14 protein-coding genes are annotated in these 16,420 nt (G+C 62.4%); 5 read left to right on the top strand and 9 right to left on the bottom strand.

Annotation, left to right across the window (positions count from 1 at the left end):
- The first annotated feature begins 164 nt into the window (after nucleotides 1–164).
- A complete protein-coding gene (locus tag R5R73_RS08765) occupies nucleotides 165–584 on the top strand; it encodes a secondary thiamine-phosphate synthase enzyme YjbQ (protein WP_322529447.1) in 420 nt (139 codons plus the stop codon).
- Nucleotides 585–640: 56 nt separating this feature from the next.
- Here R5R73_RS08765 and R5R73_RS08760 read toward each other — a convergent pair whose 3' ends face one another.
- The 6 genes from R5R73_RS08760 to R5R73_RS08735 all read right to left on the bottom strand — a co-directional run bounded on the left by R5R73_RS08760 (nucleotide 641) and on the right by R5R73_RS08735 (nucleotide 9,352).
- Nucleotides 641–2,425 (bottom strand): IlvD/Edd family dehydratase, encoded by a 1,785-nt coding sequence (locus tag R5R73_RS08760; RefSeq protein ID WP_110633167.1) that lies wholly within the window; start codon nucleotides 2,423–2,425, stop codon nucleotides 641–643.
- A 94-nt stretch (nucleotides 2,426–2,519) separates the two neighbouring features.
- Nucleotides 2,520–3,920, bottom strand: a complete 1,401-nt coding sequence (locus R5R73_RS08755; protein WP_071230422.1) for a GntP family permease — start codon at nucleotides 3,918–3,920, stop codon at nucleotides 2,520–2,522.
- Between the two features lie 219 nt (nucleotides 3,921–4,139).
- On the bottom strand, nucleotides 4,140–5,141 hold the full coding sequence (gene araH, locus R5R73_RS08750; protein WP_322529446.1) for an L-arabinose ABC transporter permease AraH: 1,002 nt from the start codon (nucleotides 5,139–5,141) through the stop codon (nucleotides 4,140–4,142).
- A gap of 140 nt (nucleotides 5,142–5,281) precedes the next feature.
- Nucleotides 5,282–6,775, bottom strand: coding sequence for an L-arabinose ABC transporter ATP-binding protein AraG (araG, locus tag R5R73_RS08745; protein ID WP_322529445.1), 1,494 nt, complete (start codon nucleotides 6,773–6,775; stop codon nucleotides 5,282–5,284).
- Between the two features lie 45 nt (nucleotides 6,776–6,820).
- Nucleotides 6,821–7,813: an arabinose ABC transporter substrate-binding protein gene (locus tag R5R73_RS08740; protein WP_110633170.1), complete on the bottom strand. Its 993-nt coding sequence runs from the start codon at nucleotides 7,811–7,813 to the stop codon at nucleotides 6,821–6,823.
- A 297-nt stretch (nucleotides 7,814–8,110) separates the two neighbouring features.
- Complete coding sequence (locus tag R5R73_RS08735; protein WP_110633173.1) at nucleotides 8,111–9,352, bottom strand: aldose epimerase family protein; 1,242 nt, start codon at nucleotides 9,350–9,352, stop codon at nucleotides 8,111–8,113.
- 173 nt (nucleotides 9,353–9,525) lie between these two features.
- On the opposite strand from R5R73_RS08735, the gene R5R73_RS08730 reads away from it, so the two are divergent.
- Nucleotides 9,526–10,527: a LysR substrate-binding domain-containing protein gene (locus R5R73_RS08730; RefSeq protein WP_110633176.1), complete on the top strand. Its 1,002-nt coding sequence runs from the start codon at nucleotides 9,526–9,528 to the stop codon at nucleotides 10,525–10,527.
- A gap of 25 nt (nucleotides 10,528–10,552) precedes the next feature.
- Here the strand turns inward: R5R73_RS08730 and hda are convergent, their stop codons facing one another.
- Together hda and R5R73_RS08720 are read right to left on the bottom strand one after the other, a co-directional pair.
- The gene (hda, locus tag R5R73_RS08725) at nucleotides 10,553–11,254 is read right to left on the bottom strand and encodes a DnaA regulatory inactivator Hda (RefSeq protein WP_110633180.1); all 702 of its coding nucleotides are present in this window, start codon (nucleotides 11,252–11,254) and stop codon (nucleotides 10,553–10,555) included.
- Nucleotides 11,251–12,348, bottom strand: coding sequence for an AI-2E family transporter (locus R5R73_RS08720; RefSeq protein ID WP_071230415.1), 1,098 nt, complete (start codon nucleotides 12,346–12,348; stop codon nucleotides 11,251–11,253). The genes hda and R5R73_RS08720 overlap by 4 nt, the downstream gene beginning before the upstream one ends.
- Nucleotides 12,349–12,452: 104 nt before the next feature.
- Between R5R73_RS08720 and purM the strand changes: the two genes are divergently transcribed.
- The 3 genes from purM to R5R73_RS08705 all read left to right on the top strand — a co-directional run bounded on the left by purM (nucleotide 12,453) and on the right by R5R73_RS08705 (nucleotide 15,569).
- Nucleotides 12,453–13,547 carry a phosphoribosylformylglycinamidine cyclo-ligase gene (gene purM, locus R5R73_RS08715; protein ID WP_110633183.1) on the top strand — a complete coding sequence of 365 codons (1,095 nt, stop codon included), beginning with the start codon at nucleotides 12,453–12,455 and terminating at the stop codon, nucleotides 13,545–13,547.
- Nucleotides 13,544–14,296 (top strand): phosphoribosylglycinamide formyltransferase, encoded by a 753-nt coding sequence (purN, locus tag R5R73_RS08710; RefSeq protein ID WP_110633185.1) that lies wholly within the window; start codon nucleotides 13,544–13,546, stop codon nucleotides 14,294–14,296. Before purM ends, purN begins: the two co-directional genes overlap by 4 nt.
- Before the next feature lie 187 nt (nucleotides 14,297–14,483).
- A complete protein-coding gene (locus R5R73_RS08705; RefSeq protein ID WP_110633188.1) occupies nucleotides 14,484–15,569 on the top strand; it encodes an aldo/keto reductase in 1,086 nt (361 codons plus the stop codon).
- A 282-nt stretch (nucleotides 15,570–15,851) separates the two neighbouring features.
- Here R5R73_RS08705 and dcd read toward each other — a convergent pair whose 3' ends face one another.
- Nucleotides 15,852–16,418 carry a dCTP deaminase gene (dcd, locus tag R5R73_RS08700; protein ID WP_087718745.1) on the bottom strand — a complete coding sequence of 189 codons (567 nt, stop codon included), beginning with the start codon at nucleotides 16,416–16,418 and terminating at the stop codon, nucleotides 15,852–15,854.
- Nucleotides 16,419–16,420: the final 2 nt, after the last annotated feature.

Genomic DNA, 16,420 nt, shown 5'->3' with positions numbered 1-16,420 from the left:
GGTTCTCGGTAGTCGTTCAGACTAAGCGCAAACGTTAACGCGAGTATTGCGACTTTGGTCTTTCGGTGCCGCTGACGATTGCCAGCCGTCGACGTTGAAAGACAGGGCAAGCATCGCGATCTAGGATGAGGTGCTTTCTATCAATGACCGAAGGAACCAACCCCATGTGGCATCGTCAGCAGTTCTCGCTCAAACCCCGTTCGCGCGGCTTTCATCTGGTCACCGACGAGATTCTCGGCGCGCTTTCCGGCATGCACGGCATCCGCACCGGGCTTTTGCATCTGCAATTGATGCATACCTCCGCCTCGCTGACGCTCAACGAGAATGCCGACCCGGACGTGCGCCACGACATGGCGCTGTTCGCCAGCAAGCTGGCACCGGAAAACCTGTCCGGCATGCGGCATACGCTGGAGGGCCCGGACGACATGCCCGCTCACGTGCTGGCCAGCCTGTTCGGCACCGAACTGACCCTGGCGGTGGAAAACGGCCGCCTGCTAACCGGCACCTGGCAGGGCATCTGGTTGGGCGAACATCGCGAGCATGGCGGTGCCCGAAAGGTCACCGCCACATTGATGGGCGAATAACGAAAGCTTCTGCGCTCAACCTCGTGCTTTCTGGCTGAACACGATTCTCTGCCAGCTCAATGCGAGTGCCGTGGCACCTCGGCGCCCCGGCAACCGCGCAGGAAGTCGAAATCGCAGCCCTCGTCCGCCTGCAGCACCCGCTCGATATAGAGCTGGCGGTAACCGCCGGTCGTGGCGATCTGGTTCGACGCCGCCATCGGATCGGCTTCCGCCAGCCGCCGGGCGATTTCGGCGTCGTCGACTTCCAGATTCAGCGCGCCGCTGTCGCAATCCAGCGAGATCCAGTCGCCGTTGTGGACCGCCGCGAGCGGACCGCCAGCCGCGGCTTCCGGCGCCACATGCAAGACCACCGTGCCGTAGGCCGTGCCGCTCATGCGCGCGTCCGAGATGCGAACCATGTCGGTGATCCCCTGCTCCAGGATCTTGGGCGGCAGGCCCATGTTCCCGACTTCGGCCATGCCGTGGTAGCCGCGCGGGCCGCAGTGTTTCAGGACCAGAATGTCGTTGGCTTCGACTTCCAGGTCCGGATCGTTGATTCGCGCCTTGTAGTCGTCGAAATTCTCGAACACCACCGCCCGGCCGCGATGCTTCATCAGCTCGGGGCTGGCCGCCGAGGGCTTGAGCACCGCACCATTGGGTGCCAGATTGCCGCGCAGAATGCAGATGCCGCCATCTTCACGCAGCGGATTGTCCAGCGGCCGGATCACCTCATCGTTGTAGTGCGGCGCGTCCTGCACGTTTTCCCAGATCGTCTTGCCGTTGACCGTCAGCGCATCCTTGTGCGGCAGCCGGTCGGCTTCGCCCAGCCGACGCAGCACCGCGGGCAGACCGCCGGCATAATAGAACTCTTCCATCAGGAAGCGCCCGGAGGGCTGCAGGTCGACGATGGTCGGCGTACCGCGGCCGATACGCGTCCAGTCGTCCAGCGGCAGGTCGACACCGATACGACCGGCGATCGCCTTCAGGTGGATGACAGCGTTGGTCGAGCCGCCGATCGCCGCGTTGGTGCGAATCGCATTCTCGAACGCCTCGCGGGTCAGAACCTTCGACAGCTTCAGATCCTCGTCGACCATCTCGACGATGCGGTTGCCGGAAAGGTGCGCGAGTACGTAGCGACGGGAATCCACTGCCGGAATCGCCGCGTTGTGCGGCAGGGAAACGCCCAGCGATTCCGCCATGCAGGCCATGGTCGACGCGGTCCCCATGGTGTTGCAGGTGCCGGCGGAGCGCGACATGCCAGCCTCGGCGGCCATGAAGTCGTGGATCGAGATCTTGCCCGCCTTGACCTCTTCGGAAAGCTTCCAGACCACCGTGCCGGAACCGATATCCTTGCCTTCGTGCTTACCGTTGAGCATCGGCCCGCCGGTCACCACGATCGTCGGGATATCGCAGCTCGCCGCGCCCATGAGCAGCGCCGGCGTGGTCTTGTCACAGCCGACCAGCAGTACCACGGCATCCATCGGGTTGCCGCGAATCGCCTCCTCGACATCCATGCTGGCAAGGTTACGGGTGAACATCGCCGTCGGCCGCAGGTTGGACTCGCCATTGGAGAACACCGGAAACTCGACCGGGTAGCCACCGGCTTCGAGCACCCCTTTCTTGACGTGCTCGGCAAGCTTGCGGAAATGCGCATTGCACGGCGTCAGCTCGGACCAGGTATTGCAGATGCCGATGATCGGCTTGCCCTGGAATTCATGATCCGGAATGCCCTGGTTCTTCATCCAGCTGCGGTACATGAAGCCGTTCTTGTCGGCGCTACCGAACCATTGGGCAGAGCGCAGCTGGCGCTGGGACTCTGGCTTTTGGGACGGCTTTTGGGACTTGTCCGATGAATCGCTCATTCTTCTCTCCTCGAGCCATCGTCAGTGCGGTGGCGGTCAGGGCCATCATCAAAGGTGTTCGTCAACCGGTGCTGTCGATGCGTGTCATCAAGGATCACAGCAAGGAAAACACCAGCCACGCCAGGGCGAACGACATCAGCGAAATGCCGATGGAGATCACCGTCCATGTCTTCAACATCGTCTTGGTATCGACACCGAGGAAGCGTCCCACCAGCCAGAACCCGGAATCGTTGACGTGGGAGTAACCGATGGCGCCCGCGACGATCGCGACGGTAATGCAGGCTGCCGGCAATCCGGCAAGCGTGGGATCCCCCAGCACCACCGGCGCCATGATGCCGGCTGCCGTGGTGCCGGCCACCGTGGCCGAACCCTGAGCGATCCGGATCACCGATGCGATCACGTATCCGGCCAGGATCACCGGCAGCCCGAACGCCTGGAGACTGTCTGCCAGCGCGTCGCCGATGCCGCTGGCCGTCAGCACGCCACCGAACATGCCGCCGGCACCGGTGATCAGGATGATGCTGCAGACCGGGGAGAGCGCCTGCTCGACAATCTCGTTGATGGAATCCATCGCTCCGCGTTCACTGGCACGAATGACCAGCAGCCACATGGCGATACAGGTACTGATCAGCAGCGCGATCGGTGTCTCGCCGATCACCATCAGCGCGGAAACCAGCGGGTTGTCGCTATCGATCACGCCGCTCTGACCCAGCGTCGATAGCCCCGTGTTGAGGAAGATCAGCACCAGCGGCAGCAACAGTACCAGCAGCACCGTACCGAACGCCGGGCGCTTCTCGGGCGGGATCTCCTCGCTTTCCGCCCCCATGAAGTTCGGCACCGGCTGGAACGGCGTCCGCTTGGCCAGTATCAGCGACAGCCGGTAGCCCATCACGTACCAGGTCGGCAGCCCCACCAGCAGCGCGACGAACAGCACCTGGCCGATGTCGGCGTGCAGGAAGACCGCCGCCGCGACCGGGCCGGGATGTGGGGGCATCAAGGCGTGCATGACCAGAAACGCACCCGCCGCCGGCAGCCCATAAAGCAGCAACGAGGCCTTGAGCTCACGAGCGACCGAATAGATGACCGGCAGCATGACCACGAAGGCCGCATCCAGAAAGATCGGAAAGCCGAACAGCAGGCAGGCGATCGACAGACCCAACGGCGCCCGCTTGCTGCCGAACAGACTAATCAGCGTGTCGGCCAGCACTCGCGCCCCGCCGGAAACCGCAACCAGCCGCCCCAGTACCGCCCCGAAACCGATCAGCAGCGCCACATTGCCCAGCGTCTTGCCGAAGCCGCCCAGCAATGTGGGAAGCAAATCGGCCACCGTAATGCCGGTCGCCAGTGCCGTACCGATACTGACGATGACCAGCGCAAAAAAGGGATGCAGACGCACCCGAATGATCAAAACCAACAGAATGGCGATAGCTGCGACGGCGACCCCCATCAGCCCTAATGTGGATAGGCCGGCGGCCGCTTGTGTCGTGTCTTGCATGGCGTTCTCCTGACGACTGTCACGGCTTCGATTGGACATGTCCGCCGTGGGTACGGCCACAGTAGTGCCAAGCATCAATAACCATGAAATGCCAAAAATCGGCAAAACCAATATCAATATGGTTATTAGATGGGCCGCATCATGCGTAAGAACACGTGATCGTCATACAAGCTCGTGGTTTCGACGCGACCAAAGTTGCAGGTTGCGTGCCGGGACTCATCAGCCAACGGCGCGGCGGGTCTGTTTCCAGCGGTCGAACATGACCGCGAGCAGCAGGATCGCGCCGCGTACCAGGTACTGATAGAACGTCGGTACGTTGAGCAGCCCCATCGCATTCTGTACGCACCCCATGATGAGTACACCGACCAGCACGCCGGTGATCGAGGCCACGCCGCCGGAAAGCGAGACACCACCCAATACGCAGGCCGAGATGACGGCGAGCTCGAGCCCTTGAGACGTGTTGGGATCGCCCAGCCCCATACGAGAAGTCAGCAGCACCCCGGCGATGCCGGCAACCAGACCCTGGAGCGCGAATACCATGATCTTCAAGCGGCGAACATTGACCCCGGCCAGACTGGCGGCCTCGGAATTGCCCCCCGTCGCCAGCGTATTACGGCCAAAGGCGGTCATGTTGAGTACGACACCGAACACCAGGAAGCAGACGATCATCGTCCATACCGGCAATGTCAGACCGAGGAACGAGGCGCTGCCAAGATCGAAGAAGCCGGGTACGGTGATCATGACGGCATCGCCGCCGGACGTGATATAGGCCAGGCCTCGTACGAACTCCATCGCGGCCAACGTCGCGATCAGCGAGTTGATGCCGAAGCGGGCGACCACGAAACCGTTGAAAGCCCCGACCGCTGCGCCGGCTGCGATTCCCACCAGCACGCCGATCACCGCGCTGCCAGTAGTCGAAGTCACCATCGCCGCGACCACACCGGAAAAGGCCACGATCGATGCCACCGACAGATCCACCTCGCCCAGCGCCAGCACCATCATCATGGTGGTGGCGATCGTGCCGATCAGGGTCACCGACAGCAGCAGCCCGACGATGTTACGGCCGGTCAGGAAATCCGGCACCAGCACGGAGAGGCCGATGAAGAGCAGGATGAAAACCGCAATCAGACCGGACGTGTCGAGTAGCGTCCGTAGCGGCTTGGGCAGCCCACGGCGTGTCTCGCGTGGTAGTGCCGCCGATGTGGCAACTTTGTCATTCATGTTCCTGAACCCTCTTGAGATTCATTTGCTTCTATAAAACGGAGCTTCTATAAAACGGATGCAACCTCAAAACGATGACGACCATAAACCGATGCCAACCGGCGCGGGATCGATTCATCGAGTAGCGATGAGGACCGATCTCAGGCCGGCAGCGCCAATCCCAGCAGTCGCTCGGGCGTCGCCTCGTCTCGTTCGACGACATCGGTCAGTAACCCTTCCCGCATGACGCCGATGCGGTCGCAGATCGAACTGACTTCCGCCAGATCGCTGGAAATGACCAGGATCCCCTTGCCCTGCTCGGCGAGGTCGTACAGCAGCGAATAGATGTCCCGACGCGCCCCGACATCGATGCCGCGAGTGGGCTCGTCCATCACGAAAAGATCGATCTCTTCGGCCAGCCAGCGCGCCAGAATCACCTTCTGCTGGTTGCCGCCGGAAAGATTGGCGATGGGCGTCTTGGGCCCAGGCGTCCGGATACGCAGTTGGCGAATGTAGTCCTGGGTGTTTCGGGTCTCGCGTTGCGGGTTGCGAAAGCCGCCCCAGCGCTTGAAGAAACGGCGACAGCTGATGTTGAGATTGTCCGATACGCTCGCCACCGGGAAGATACCCTGCGACTTGCGATCCTCCGGACACATGGCGATACCGGCACGGATTGCGGCCTGCGGCGAACCGAATCGCTGCAACTTGCCATCGAAGAAAACCCGGCCGGCGGTGGCACGCTCCACGCCGCAGACCAGCCGCATCAATTCGCTCCGTCCTGCCCCGACCAGCCCGAACAGCCCGAGCACTTCGCCGCGCCGAATCTCGAGGCTGACCGGCGCCCGGACGCCACGGCCCTCGATACCCTCGAGACGCATCAGCACATCGCCCGATTGGCGTGGCCGGTAGCCGTAGACATCCTCGATCTCGCGCCCCACCATCTCGCTGACCAGCGTATCGTGATCGAGTCCTTCCAGCGTGTCGTGAGTACGAATGTGGCGGCCATCGCGGAACACGGTCACCGCATCGCATATTTCGAACACCTCTTCCATGCGATGGGTCACGTAAAGCACCACGCGGCCTTCGTCGCGCAGTCGCGAGACGATTCGCTTCAGATGGCGAATTTCCTGCACCGAGAGCGAGCTGGTCGGCTCGTCGAAGGCAATGATGCGCGCGTCCCGCAGCAGTGCTCGCCCGATTTCGATCATCTGCTGCTGACCGATCGAGAGATCCCGAACCTTGGTCGAGGGGTGGATGTCCCCCTCCCCTAGTTCTTCCAGAATCGTCATCGCCCGCTCGCGCAGCCGACGCCGGTCGAGAAAGCCGTGCTTGACCGGCAATTGCCCCAACAGAAGGTTCTCGGCAACCGAGAGATTGGGCGACAGGGTCAGTTCCTGATAGATGATCGCGATGCCACGCCGTAGCGCTTCACGCGCATTAGCGAAAACGATCGGCTCGCCTCCGATCCAGAGCTGACCACCGGTGACGCGGTTGACGCCGCTCAGTACCTTGAGCAGCGTGGATTTGCCTGCACCGTTCTCGCCCATCAACGCGTGGACTTCGCCGCCGCGCGCCGAGAAACTGACGCCGTCCAGCGCGCGAACCCCGGGAAACTCGACGGTGATGCCATCGACACGCAGGTAAGCATCCGCCATACCGTTCTCCTCAGCGGTATATGATTCGACTATCGACGCACCGGCTTACAGTCCCAGATCGTCGCGAACCTGCTCCCAATTGTCGCGCGTCATCAGCGTTCCGGTGGTTTCGGTATTGGCCGGCGGCTGCTTGTCCTCGGCGATCCAGGTATAGAGATTGTCTGCGCTCTGGCGCCCATGCATGGTCGAACTCACGGCAATGGTGCCGTAGAAACCGGTCGGCTTCTCGCGCGAGAATTCGGCGAACGCCGCACCCGAGCCATTGATGCCGACGCCGATGACCTGATCCGGCGACAGGCCGTACTGCTCACTCGCGCGAACGCCGCCCAGCACGCTCTCTTCGTTGAGCGCGTAGATCACCCAATGCTCGAAATTGCCATTTTTCGACAGCACGGGAGACGCCGCGGCGAAGGCGCTGCTGGTATCGGTATTCTGCTGCGGCGCGTCGAAGATGTTGTCCTCGACGAAACCGGCGTCCAGCAACGCGTCCGTCGCGCCATCGGTGCGCTCCTTGGCGGTCGGCAGTTCATTGTTGCTGATGCGCAATGCCGCGACATCCTGCGGATCCCAGCCCCGCGCCTTCATCTCCTTGGCAATCGTCTCGCCGACCTGCTGACCGATCTTGTAGCCCGACATGCCCAGATGCGGCACGGACGCCATCGGCTTGCCGTCCGGACCCAGGAACTGATCATCGACGGTCACCACCTTCATGCCGTACTGCTCGGCGCGGTTGGCGATCGCCGGCCCCAGCCGAACGTCCGGCGGACAGATCACGAAACCCTGGGCGCCCTGTGAATTGAGGTTATCGATGGCGCTGAGCACCTGCTGGCCGTCTTCGCCCGACAGCCGGACGACTTCGAATCCCTTTTGCTCGCCCAGGGCGGTGGCCGCATCCTGCTCATTGATGAACCAGGCCTGCTCGGGTTTCTTGACGATGAAACCGATCTTGACGTCATCCTGGGCATAGAGCGGTGCAGCGCCAATGCCAAGGGCAGAGACACTCAGCACGAGCAGTGACGACTTCACAAAGCGAATCATTGACGACCTCCAGGCCTCGTGGACCATTAGGTTTATTATTGGCAAGCACATGCCATGACACGGCTGAAACGACATTAAACAGTCGTCCAATAACCGGCTAATAACGAGCCTCGCTCAAAGCGATACTTAATTTGCTATCAGCAAATCATGAGAGCTACCGGGATGCGGGGTCGACGACCTCACAGTGGCTTTTCGTGCCGACTAAAGTCGTTTTACGACTTTGGTGACGAGAAGCCCCCATCCTCCACGAAAAAGCCGCCATGACGGCGGCTTCGAAGAGTCGGGCCTTGACGGCAATCAGCCTGAGGTAACGCCCGGCATCTGCTGAATCGTCGAGAAACGATAGACGGTCTGGGAATGGTACGTTTCACCGGGCTTGAGAATCGTCGAAGGGAAATTCGGCTGATTGGGGGAATTGGGGAAATGCTGCGTCTCCAGTGCCAGACCGGAACGATGGGTGTACGGGCGACCGCTTTTGCCGACGAGACTGCCATCGAGGAAATTCCCCGAATAGAACTGCAGTCCCGGCTCCGTGGTGGCGACCTCGAGCACTCTGCCGCTGTGCGGCTCGATGACCTTCGCCGCCAGCGTCGGTCGATCGGCCTGTCCCGGATTCCTGCTCAGCACGAAGTTGTGATCGTAGCCCTTGGCATAGGCCAGTTGAGTGTTCTTCTGCCCCATGCGTGCGCCGATGGCGGTCGGCTGGCGGAAATCGAACGGCGTACCGCTGACGTCGGCGATCTCTCCCGTCGGAATCAGGGTCTCGCCGACGGGCGTGTAGGCGCTCGCGTTGATCATCAGTTGGTGATCGAGGACGCTGCCGCTCCCCTCGCCCTGGAGATTGAAGTAGCTGTGCTGGGTCAGATTGACCGGCGTCGCACGCGTCGTTTCCGCACGGTAGTCGATGGCCAGTTCATTGTCATGGGTCAGCGTATAGCTGACTCGCGTCGACAGACGGCCGGGGAATCCCTGTTCGCCATCCGGGCTGGTATAGGTCAGGACCAGGCCTCGCCCCTGGGAAGATGAAAAGGGTTCGGCATGCCACAAGCGCTGATTGAACCCGACATCGCCGCCATGCAGGGTATTGGGACCGTCGTTGGTGGGCAGACGATAGGTTTCGCCATCCAGCGTAAAGCGGCCATTGGCAATACGATTGCCATAGCGACCAATCAAGGCACCAAAGTAGGGGTTGGCCTGACGATAGGTCTCGGAGAGATAATCATCGAGCGAATCGAAGCCCAGCACGATATCGTCCATCCGCCCGGTCATATCGGGCGTCTTCAACGATACGATGATGCCGCCGTAGTTGATGACCCGCATCTCGATGCCGTTGTCGTTGGTGATTCGATAGCAGTCGACCTCGCGGCCATCCGGCAACCGACCGAAGGCCGATCTCTCGATGCCCGGTGGCAAGGCGCTGGAGGATGGCGAATTCGCCGGCATCGTCTGCGCCTGGGCTTGCAAGAAGGCCTGCCCGATCATCAATCCGAACAGACCGACGCCGAGACACCGAGAAAGAGAAAGGACATGGCGTGTCATCACAAGCTCCTGGTTTCATTTTCAGTTTTCTGGTTATCGTTCTTGCTGCTCGGACCGGCCTGCCGCCGCCGATGACGATCGTTTAAACCCTAGACCCACGATCCCTATCTGACTATGCGAGAACGCCACAACGTGACTTATAAAAACGTCGAATATACGTCCGAGACCGTTTCATGAAAGCACATTCCACCGACCCGTTGCCGCCGGACTGGTTCCTTCGTGTCAGGCTCAAGTTCCGCCATTTGCAGCTGTTCGTGGCACTAGACGACCACCGCAACCTGCATCGTGCGGCGGCAAGGCTGGGAATGAGCCAACCGGCGGCTTCCAAGCTGCTGGGGGATCTCGAGCATCTGCTTGGCGTCTCGCTTTTCGAGCGGCACTCCCGTGGCGTGACGCCCAACTGGTACGGGGAAAGCCTGATCCGCCATGCCCGCGGCATGTTGACATCGTTGACGCAAGCGAGCGATGAAATCAATGCACTCAAGGAAGGTAACGCGGGAACGGTATCGATCGGTACGGTGCTCGCGCCTGCCGTCACGTTGCTGGCCAGCGCGGTCGAGCGCGTGCACCGTGACAGTCCCCATCTCGAGGTCAACATCGATGTCGGTGTCAGTCGCAATCTGGTGCCGAGACTGCGCGACGGTGAGTTCGATTTCGCCATTGCCCGCATTCCCAGCGGAATGCCGGCCGGCGATTTCGTATTCGAGGAAATCGGCGAAGAAGCGCTGTGCTTCGTCTGCCGTGCCGGGCATCCGCTCGCGAAAGACGCTTTCGACCTGATCCCGATGCTGGACTATCCGTGGGTATTGCAGCCACCGGGGGCGCTGATGCGCCAGCGCGTCGAGCACCTTTTCCTGCATCACAAGGTGGCGCCACCCCAGCGCATCATCAATACGCCGGATATTTACATGGCGCTGGCCATGGTCGATAAATCGGACTCGATCACGGTCACGACACGCGAGGTCGCGGATCTGCTCTGCACCCAGCCACGCTTCGCGATTCTGCCGTCTACCGATGCGCTCAGCGTGCAGCCTTTCGGCCTGATCAGCCTGCGCGAACGGCGCATGTCGCCCGGCGCCGCCAAGTTGATGAGCACGCTGCATCAGATGATCCGCGAACGTCGGGCGCACGAACCGAGCACGACGCTGGCTCACTACAGTGATGTCACGCTCTGAGCCGGTGTCGGCTATCTAAGCTGGCTCACCACTCCAGCGCCTGCTTGACGAAGGGGATGGTCAACTTGCGCTTGGCCGACAGCGAGGCGCGATCGAGCCGCGACAGGATCTCGAACAGCGGGTCCAGCTGGCGCGGGCCGCGATGGAGGATATAACGCCCCACTTCTGCCGGCAGCTCCATCCCACGCACCTGCGCACGCAGTTGCAGGGCCGCCAGCCGCTGGGTGTCGTTCAGCGGCTGGGCGTGAAACACCATGCCCCAGTTCAGGCGGGAAGCGAGATCCGGCAGCTTGACCTCAAGCTGGCGCGGCGAGCGGTCGGCGGCGATCACCAGCCGCTTGCCGGCATCGCGAAGGCGGTTGAAGCCATGGAACAGCGCCTCCTCCCAACGTCTTCGCCCGACCACCAGCTGCAGGTCGTCGATCGCCAGCAGATCGAGGCGTTCCGGCTCCTCGAGAATATCCGGCGGAAAATGCCCCAGCGCATCCAGAGGCAGATAGAGTGCCCGCTTGCCTCGGGCATCGGCGTTATGGCACGCCGCCTGCAATAGATGGCTACAGCCCACGCCCTCGCCACCCCAGAGATAGAGGAAAGATTCCCCGCTATCGTCGAGCTGCTTCATGAGATGCGCCACCAGTGATGCGTTGTCGCCCGGCAGATAGTTGGCGAAAGTGGCATCATCGCGTAGCCCGACGCCGAGCGGCAGTTGGGACGGCCCCGGACTCATGTCGATCCATCTCCTTGGCTCTGGTCTTGGGAAAGCGCGCCGCTGCGCGAACGATTGTAGAGCTGGCTGCCACGATAGCGATGGTAGGCGTAGCGGAGCAATACCATGACGACGGCGGCCACCGGCAGCGCCAGCAGAATGCCGGTGAACCCGAACAGTTGGCCGCCGGCGAGTACCGCGAAGATCACGGCCACCGGATGCAGCCCGATCTTGTCACCCAGCAAAAGAGGCTGGAGGACGGTGCTTTCGGCGATCTGGCCAATACCGAACACGACCAGCACGCCGACCAGCGGCAGCCAGGTATCGAACTGGAAGAAGGCCACTACCGCGGCCGTCACGATGCCTACGATCACGCCGAGATACGGCACGATGCTGGCGAGCCCCGCCATCACCCCGATCAGCAGCCCGAAGTGCAGCCCGATCACGCTCAGGCCGACCGCGTAGATCACGCCCAGGCTCAGCATCACCAGCAGTTGCCCTCGCAGGAACGCCGACAGCACCTCGTCGCACTCGGTGGTCAACGAGGTCACGCGGGGCTCGATGTGCCGGGGCAGCATGTCGCGGATATATCCCTTGATTCGGTCCCAGTCGAGCAGCAGGTAGAACGTCACCACCGGGATCAGCGCGATGTTGCCGATCCACACCGCAAAGGCGAGGCCGGAGCGAGACGCCTGGGCGAGAAACGCCGCCGCGAAGGTGCCGGTCTCGCGCCAGTTGGCCATCAGCGCATCGCGCAGCTGATCGAAGTCGGCAGTAAAGTCGATTCCCGTCAACGACTGGATCTCCGGCAGAACCGTTGCCTGCACCCAATTGAAGATGCTGGGCAGCGCCTCGATCAGTTGCGCGATCTGACGTCCCAGCACGGGAACCAGCACCAGGACGCCGCCGACGATGATGACGCCCAGCAGCAGGAACACCACGCTGACGGCAAGGCGCCGCGACAATCCGCGCGCTTCGAGCCAGTCGGTCACCGGGTCGCCCAGGTAGGCGAGGATCATGCTGACGAAGAACGGCATCAGGATCGGTTCCAGCAGGATCAGCAGCCAGACCGCCAGCGCTGCCCCGATCGCGCCCCAGATTTGCAGTTTTGTCATCGCGCTCTCGTCGTCCTTCGACTGCCCCCTCAATGAAGGCAATGCTACAATGCGCCCCGCTGAACATCATCCTTATTCCTTGGCTCCGCGAGAAAGGTCCTCCTATGACGCGCTCCTCTTCCGATACCCCGAACGCGCCCCGTTCGCCCGGCTCCCAGTCTCTGACCTACCGAGACGCCGGTGTCGACATCGACGCGGGCAACGCGCTGGTCGAGAGAATCAAGGGCGTCGCCAAGCGCACCTCGCGACCGGAAGTCATGGGCGGGCTCGGCGGTTTCGGCGCGCTGTGTGAAATTCCCAGCGGCTACCGCCAGCCGGTGCTGGTCTCCGGCACCGACGGCGTCGGCACCAAGCTGCGCCTGGCCATGGACCTGGGGCGTCACGACACCATCGGCATCGATCTCGTCGCGATGTGCGTCAATGACCTGGTCGTTGCCGGCGCCGAGCCGCTGCAGTTTCTCGACTACTACGCTACCGGCAAGCTGGATGTCGATATCGCCGCCGACGTGGTCACCGGCATCGGCGAAGGCTGCAGCCAGGCGGGTTGCGCGCTGGTCGGCGGCGAAACCGCGGAAATGCCCGGCATGTACGAGGGCAGCGACTACGACCTGGCCGGCTTCTGCGTCGGCGTGGTCGAAAAATCCGAGATCCTCGACGGCAGCAAGGTCGGTGAAGGCGACGTGCTGCTGGGCCTCGCCTCTTCCGGCCCGCACTCCAACGGCTACTCGCTGATCCGCAAGATCCTGGAAGTCGGCGGCGGCAAGCTCGACGACACGCTGGAAGGCAAGCCGCTGGCCGACCTGCTGATGGCACCGACCCGTATCTACGTCAAGTCGCTGCTGTCGCTGATTCGCTCCAGCAGCGTCGACGTTCACGCGCTGTCCCACATCACTGGCGGCGGCCTGCTCGAGAACGTGCCGCGAGTGCTGCCGGAACATCTGGCCGCGCGGATCGACGTCAGCCGCTGGCAGCGTCCCGCCGTGTTCGACTGGCTCAAGCAGCAGGGCAACGTGGAAGAGCGTGAAATGTATCGTGTGCTCAATTGCGGCATCGGCATGGTCGTGGTGGTTCCCGCGGATCAGTCCGACCAGGCCATCGCCCATCTCGAGACCGCCGGCGAAACCGTCCATCGTCTGGGCGAGATCGTCGGCCGTGATGCCGATGCAGAAGCCGTGCAACTGGAGAACCTGCCGGCATGAGCGGTGACTATCCTTCACAGCAGCACGACACGCTGAACGACTTCGAAGTGGCCGCGGCCGAAAAGCCGCGGGTCGTGGTACTGATCTCCGGCAATGGCAGCAACCTGCAGGCCCTGCTGGATGCCCAGGAGCACGACGAACTGGGCGGCGGCGAGATTGTCGCCGTGGTCTCCAACAAGGCCGATGCCTATGGACTCAAGCGCGCCCGGGACGCCGGCGTCGATGCCGTCGCCCTGCCCCACCGCGAGTATGATTCCCGCGAAGCCTTCGACGCCGCGCTGATCAAGGTCATCGACCGCCACGAGCCCCACCTGGTGGTGCTCGCCGGCTTCATGCGCATTCTGACGCCCGCTTTCGTCGACCGCTATCGCGGTCGCATGCTCAACATTCATCCGTCACTGCTGCCCGCCTATCAGGGGCTGGACACGCACCGGCGCGCACTGGCCGACGGTGTCTCCGAGCACGGCGTCAGCGTGCATTTCGTCACCGAGGAGCTCGATGGCGGGCCGGTGGTGATCCAGGCCGTGGTCAACGTCGAACCGGATCAGGATGTCGACGCGTTGATTGAAAAGGTCCATGCCCGCGAGCACCTGATCTATCCCATCGCGGTGCGCTGGTTCCTCGAAGGCCGCGTCAAATTGTCGCCCGATGGCAAGGTGACACTGGACAACGTGCCGCTGCCCCCGACGGGTCTGCGCATGTCCCATGCCGACGCCGCCGAAGAGCTGGACGACGACCTCGACGACTGATTACCGACACGCCCGCTCTCCCCTCGTCGGTGCTCCCAGCGCCGACGATCTTCCTGCCGCGGACACTACCCGCGCTTGCCCAACCGCCAATCTTTGCCAGACTGACTTCATGCTTTCGTTCGGCACCTCGTGCCGGATGAATCGTTTCAGTCGATGAACGTTTCAGCACGCAAGGAGGAAAAGCGATATGGATTATCGTCCGCTAGGCAATTCAGGATTGATGGTATCGACGCTGACGCTGGGCACGGTGCCCTTCGGTGGCGCCAACGGTTTCGAGAAGGCCGCGAGCGTCGATGTCAAGGGTGCCAAGAAGCTGCTCGATATCGCCTTCGATGCCGGCGTCAACCTGGTCGATACCGCCGATCTCTACTCGCTCGGGCTGGCCGAGGAAATTACCGGCAAGGCGCTGGGCAGCAAGCGCGACGACATCATCCTCGCCACCAAGGGCCGAAGCCCGCTGGGCGACGACCCCAACGCTACCGGCGCCTCGCGCTACCACCTGATTCGCGCCGTCGAGGCCAGTCTCAAGCGGCTTGGCACCGATCACATCGACCTCTACCAGTTGCACAACTGGGATGGCGTCACCCCCATCGAGGAGACGCTCGAGGCGATGCATCATCTGGTCGCCAGCGGCAAGGTGCGCTACTGGGGGACGTCCAACTACACCGGCTGGCAGATGATGAAGACGCTCGGCAAGGCCGAGACGCACGGCATGGTCAAGCCGATCAGCCAGCAGATCTACTACACGCCGGAGTCCCGCGAGGCGGAGTACGAGCTGATGCCGCTGGCGCTCGATCAGAACGTCGGCTCGCTGATCTGGGGGCCGCTGGGCGAAGGCTTCCTGACCGGCAAGGTCCGCCGGGGCCAGAAGACGCCGCCGGATACCCGTCAGGGCAACGGATGGCCGGAGCCCTATATCCACGACATGGAACGGGCCTACGACATCATCGAGGCGCTGGCCGCCATCGGCGAAGCCCATGGCTGCTCCATACCCCGTGTCTGCCTGGCATGGCTGAAGGATCGCCCCGGGGTCACGTCACTGATCGTCGGCGCCCGCACCGAAGAACACCTGCGCGACAACCTCGCCGCCGCCGATCTGACGCTATCCCCGGAAGAGCATCGCCGCCTGGAGAAACTGACTCGCCCGGCACCGCTCTACCCGTACTGGCATCGCGTGGTTTCCGGCATGGATCGCCTGGACCCGGCAGAAAAGCCGTTTCTGGATGGCTTCAGCGACACGATCAAGAACCGCAACGACGACCGCTCGGCCTGAGCGTCGAAGCGTAACGCAAGACGGGGCGCCATCAGGCGCCCCGTCTTGTATCAACCGCGTCGCTATCAGAATCTGTTTACGATCTCGCGAGCTAGAGCCACGATTTTTGATAATTCGGGGCGAAAAACGCTTTAGGGCGCGGAGTTCACATGGGGCTAAATGAGCATTCCGAAAGTGTTTGACTCGCTTTGCTCGCCCTATGGGCCAGCCTCCGGCTGTTATCTCCGCTGCGCTCCGGCGCAACAATGTTTGGCCGACGCGCAGCAGATCGTAGACGGGTTCTCAGGTGCGCGGCAGCGTGACCCCACGTTGCCCCATATACTTGCCGCCCCGGTCCTTGTAGGAAACGTCGCAGACCTCGTCGGATTCCAGGAACAGCATCTGCGCCACGCCTTCGTTGGCGTAGATACGCGCCGGCAGGTTGGTGGTGTTGGAAAATTCCAGCGTCACGTGACCTTCCCACTCCGGCTCCAGCGGCGTCACGTTGACGATGATGCCGCACCGCGCGTAGGTCGACTTGCCCAGGCAGATCGTCAGCACGCTGCGGGGGATCCGGAAATACTCCACCGTGCGCGCCAGGGCAAACGAGTTGGGCGGGATCACGCAGGCATCGCCCTTGACGTCGACGAAGCTCTTTTCGTCGAACGCCTTGGGATCGACCACCGCCGAGTGAATATTGGTGAACACCTTGAACTCGTCGGCGCAACGCACATCGTAGCCGTAGCTGGACGTCCCGTAGGAAATGACGCGCTGGTTGTTCACGTGACGGACCTGATCGGCCTCGAAGGGCTCGATCATGCCTTCCTGCTCCGCCATACGGCGAATCCACTTGTCGGATTTAATGCTCATGC

It is taken from the genome of Salinicola sp. LHM (genome assembly GCF_034479735.1).
Lineage (GTDB): Bacteria > Pseudomonadota > Gammaproteobacteria > Pseudomonadales > Halomonadaceae > Salinicola > Salinicola salarius.
The sequence above is the reverse complement of the archived record's forward strand: the minus strand, read 5'-3'. Positions and strand labels throughout refer to the sequence as shown.

Coding starts and splice junctions, on each gene's coding strand:
- R5R73_RS08765 (WP_322529447.1), top strand. CDS start 165: ATGTGGCATCGTCAGCAGTTCTCGCTCAAACCCCGTTCGCGCGGCTTT.
- R5R73_RS08760 (WP_110633167.1), bottom strand. CDS start 2,425: ATGAGCGATTCATCGGACAAGTCCCAAAAGCCGTCCCAAAAGCCAGAG.
- R5R73_RS08755 (WP_071230422.1), bottom strand. CDS start 3,920: ATGCAAGACACGACACAAGCGGCCGCCGGCCTATCCACATTAGGGCTG.
- araH (WP_322529446.1), bottom strand. CDS start 5,141: ATGAATGACAAAGTTGCCACATCGGCGGCACTACCACGCGAGACACGC.
- araG (WP_322529445.1), bottom strand. CDS start 6,775: ATGGCGGATGCTTACCTGCGTGTCGATGGCATCACCGTCGAGTTTCCC.
- R5R73_RS08740 (WP_110633170.1), bottom strand. CDS start 7,813: ATGATTCGCTTTGTGAAGTCGTCACTGCTCGTGCTGAGTGTCTCTGCC.
- R5R73_RS08735 (WP_110633173.1), bottom strand. CDS start 9,352: ATGACACGCCATGTCCTTTCTCTTTCTCGGTGTCTCGGCGTCGGTCTG.
- R5R73_RS08730 (WP_110633176.1), top strand. CDS start 9,526: ATGAAAGCACATTCCACCGACCCGTTGCCGCCGGACTGGTTCCTTCGT.
- hda (WP_110633180.1), bottom strand. CDS start 11,254: ATGAGTCCGGGGCCGTCCCAACTGCCGCTCGGCGTCGGGCTACGCGAT.
- R5R73_RS08720 (WP_071230415.1), bottom strand. CDS start 12,348: ATGACAAAACTGCAAATCTGGGGCGCGATCGGGGCAGCGCTGGCGGTC.
- purM (WP_110633183.1), top strand. CDS start 12,453: ATGACGCGCTCCTCTTCCGATACCCCGAACGCGCCCCGTTCGCCCGGC.
- purN (WP_110633185.1), top strand. CDS start 13,544: ATGAGCGGTGACTATCCTTCACAGCAGCACGACACGCTGAACGACTTC.
- R5R73_RS08705 (WP_110633188.1), top strand. CDS start 14,484: ATGGATTATCGTCCGCTAGGCAATTCAGGATTGATGGTATCGACGCTG.
- dcd (WP_087718745.1), bottom strand. CDS start 16,418: ATGAGCATTAAATCCGACAAGTGGATTCGCCGTATGGCGGAGCAGGAA.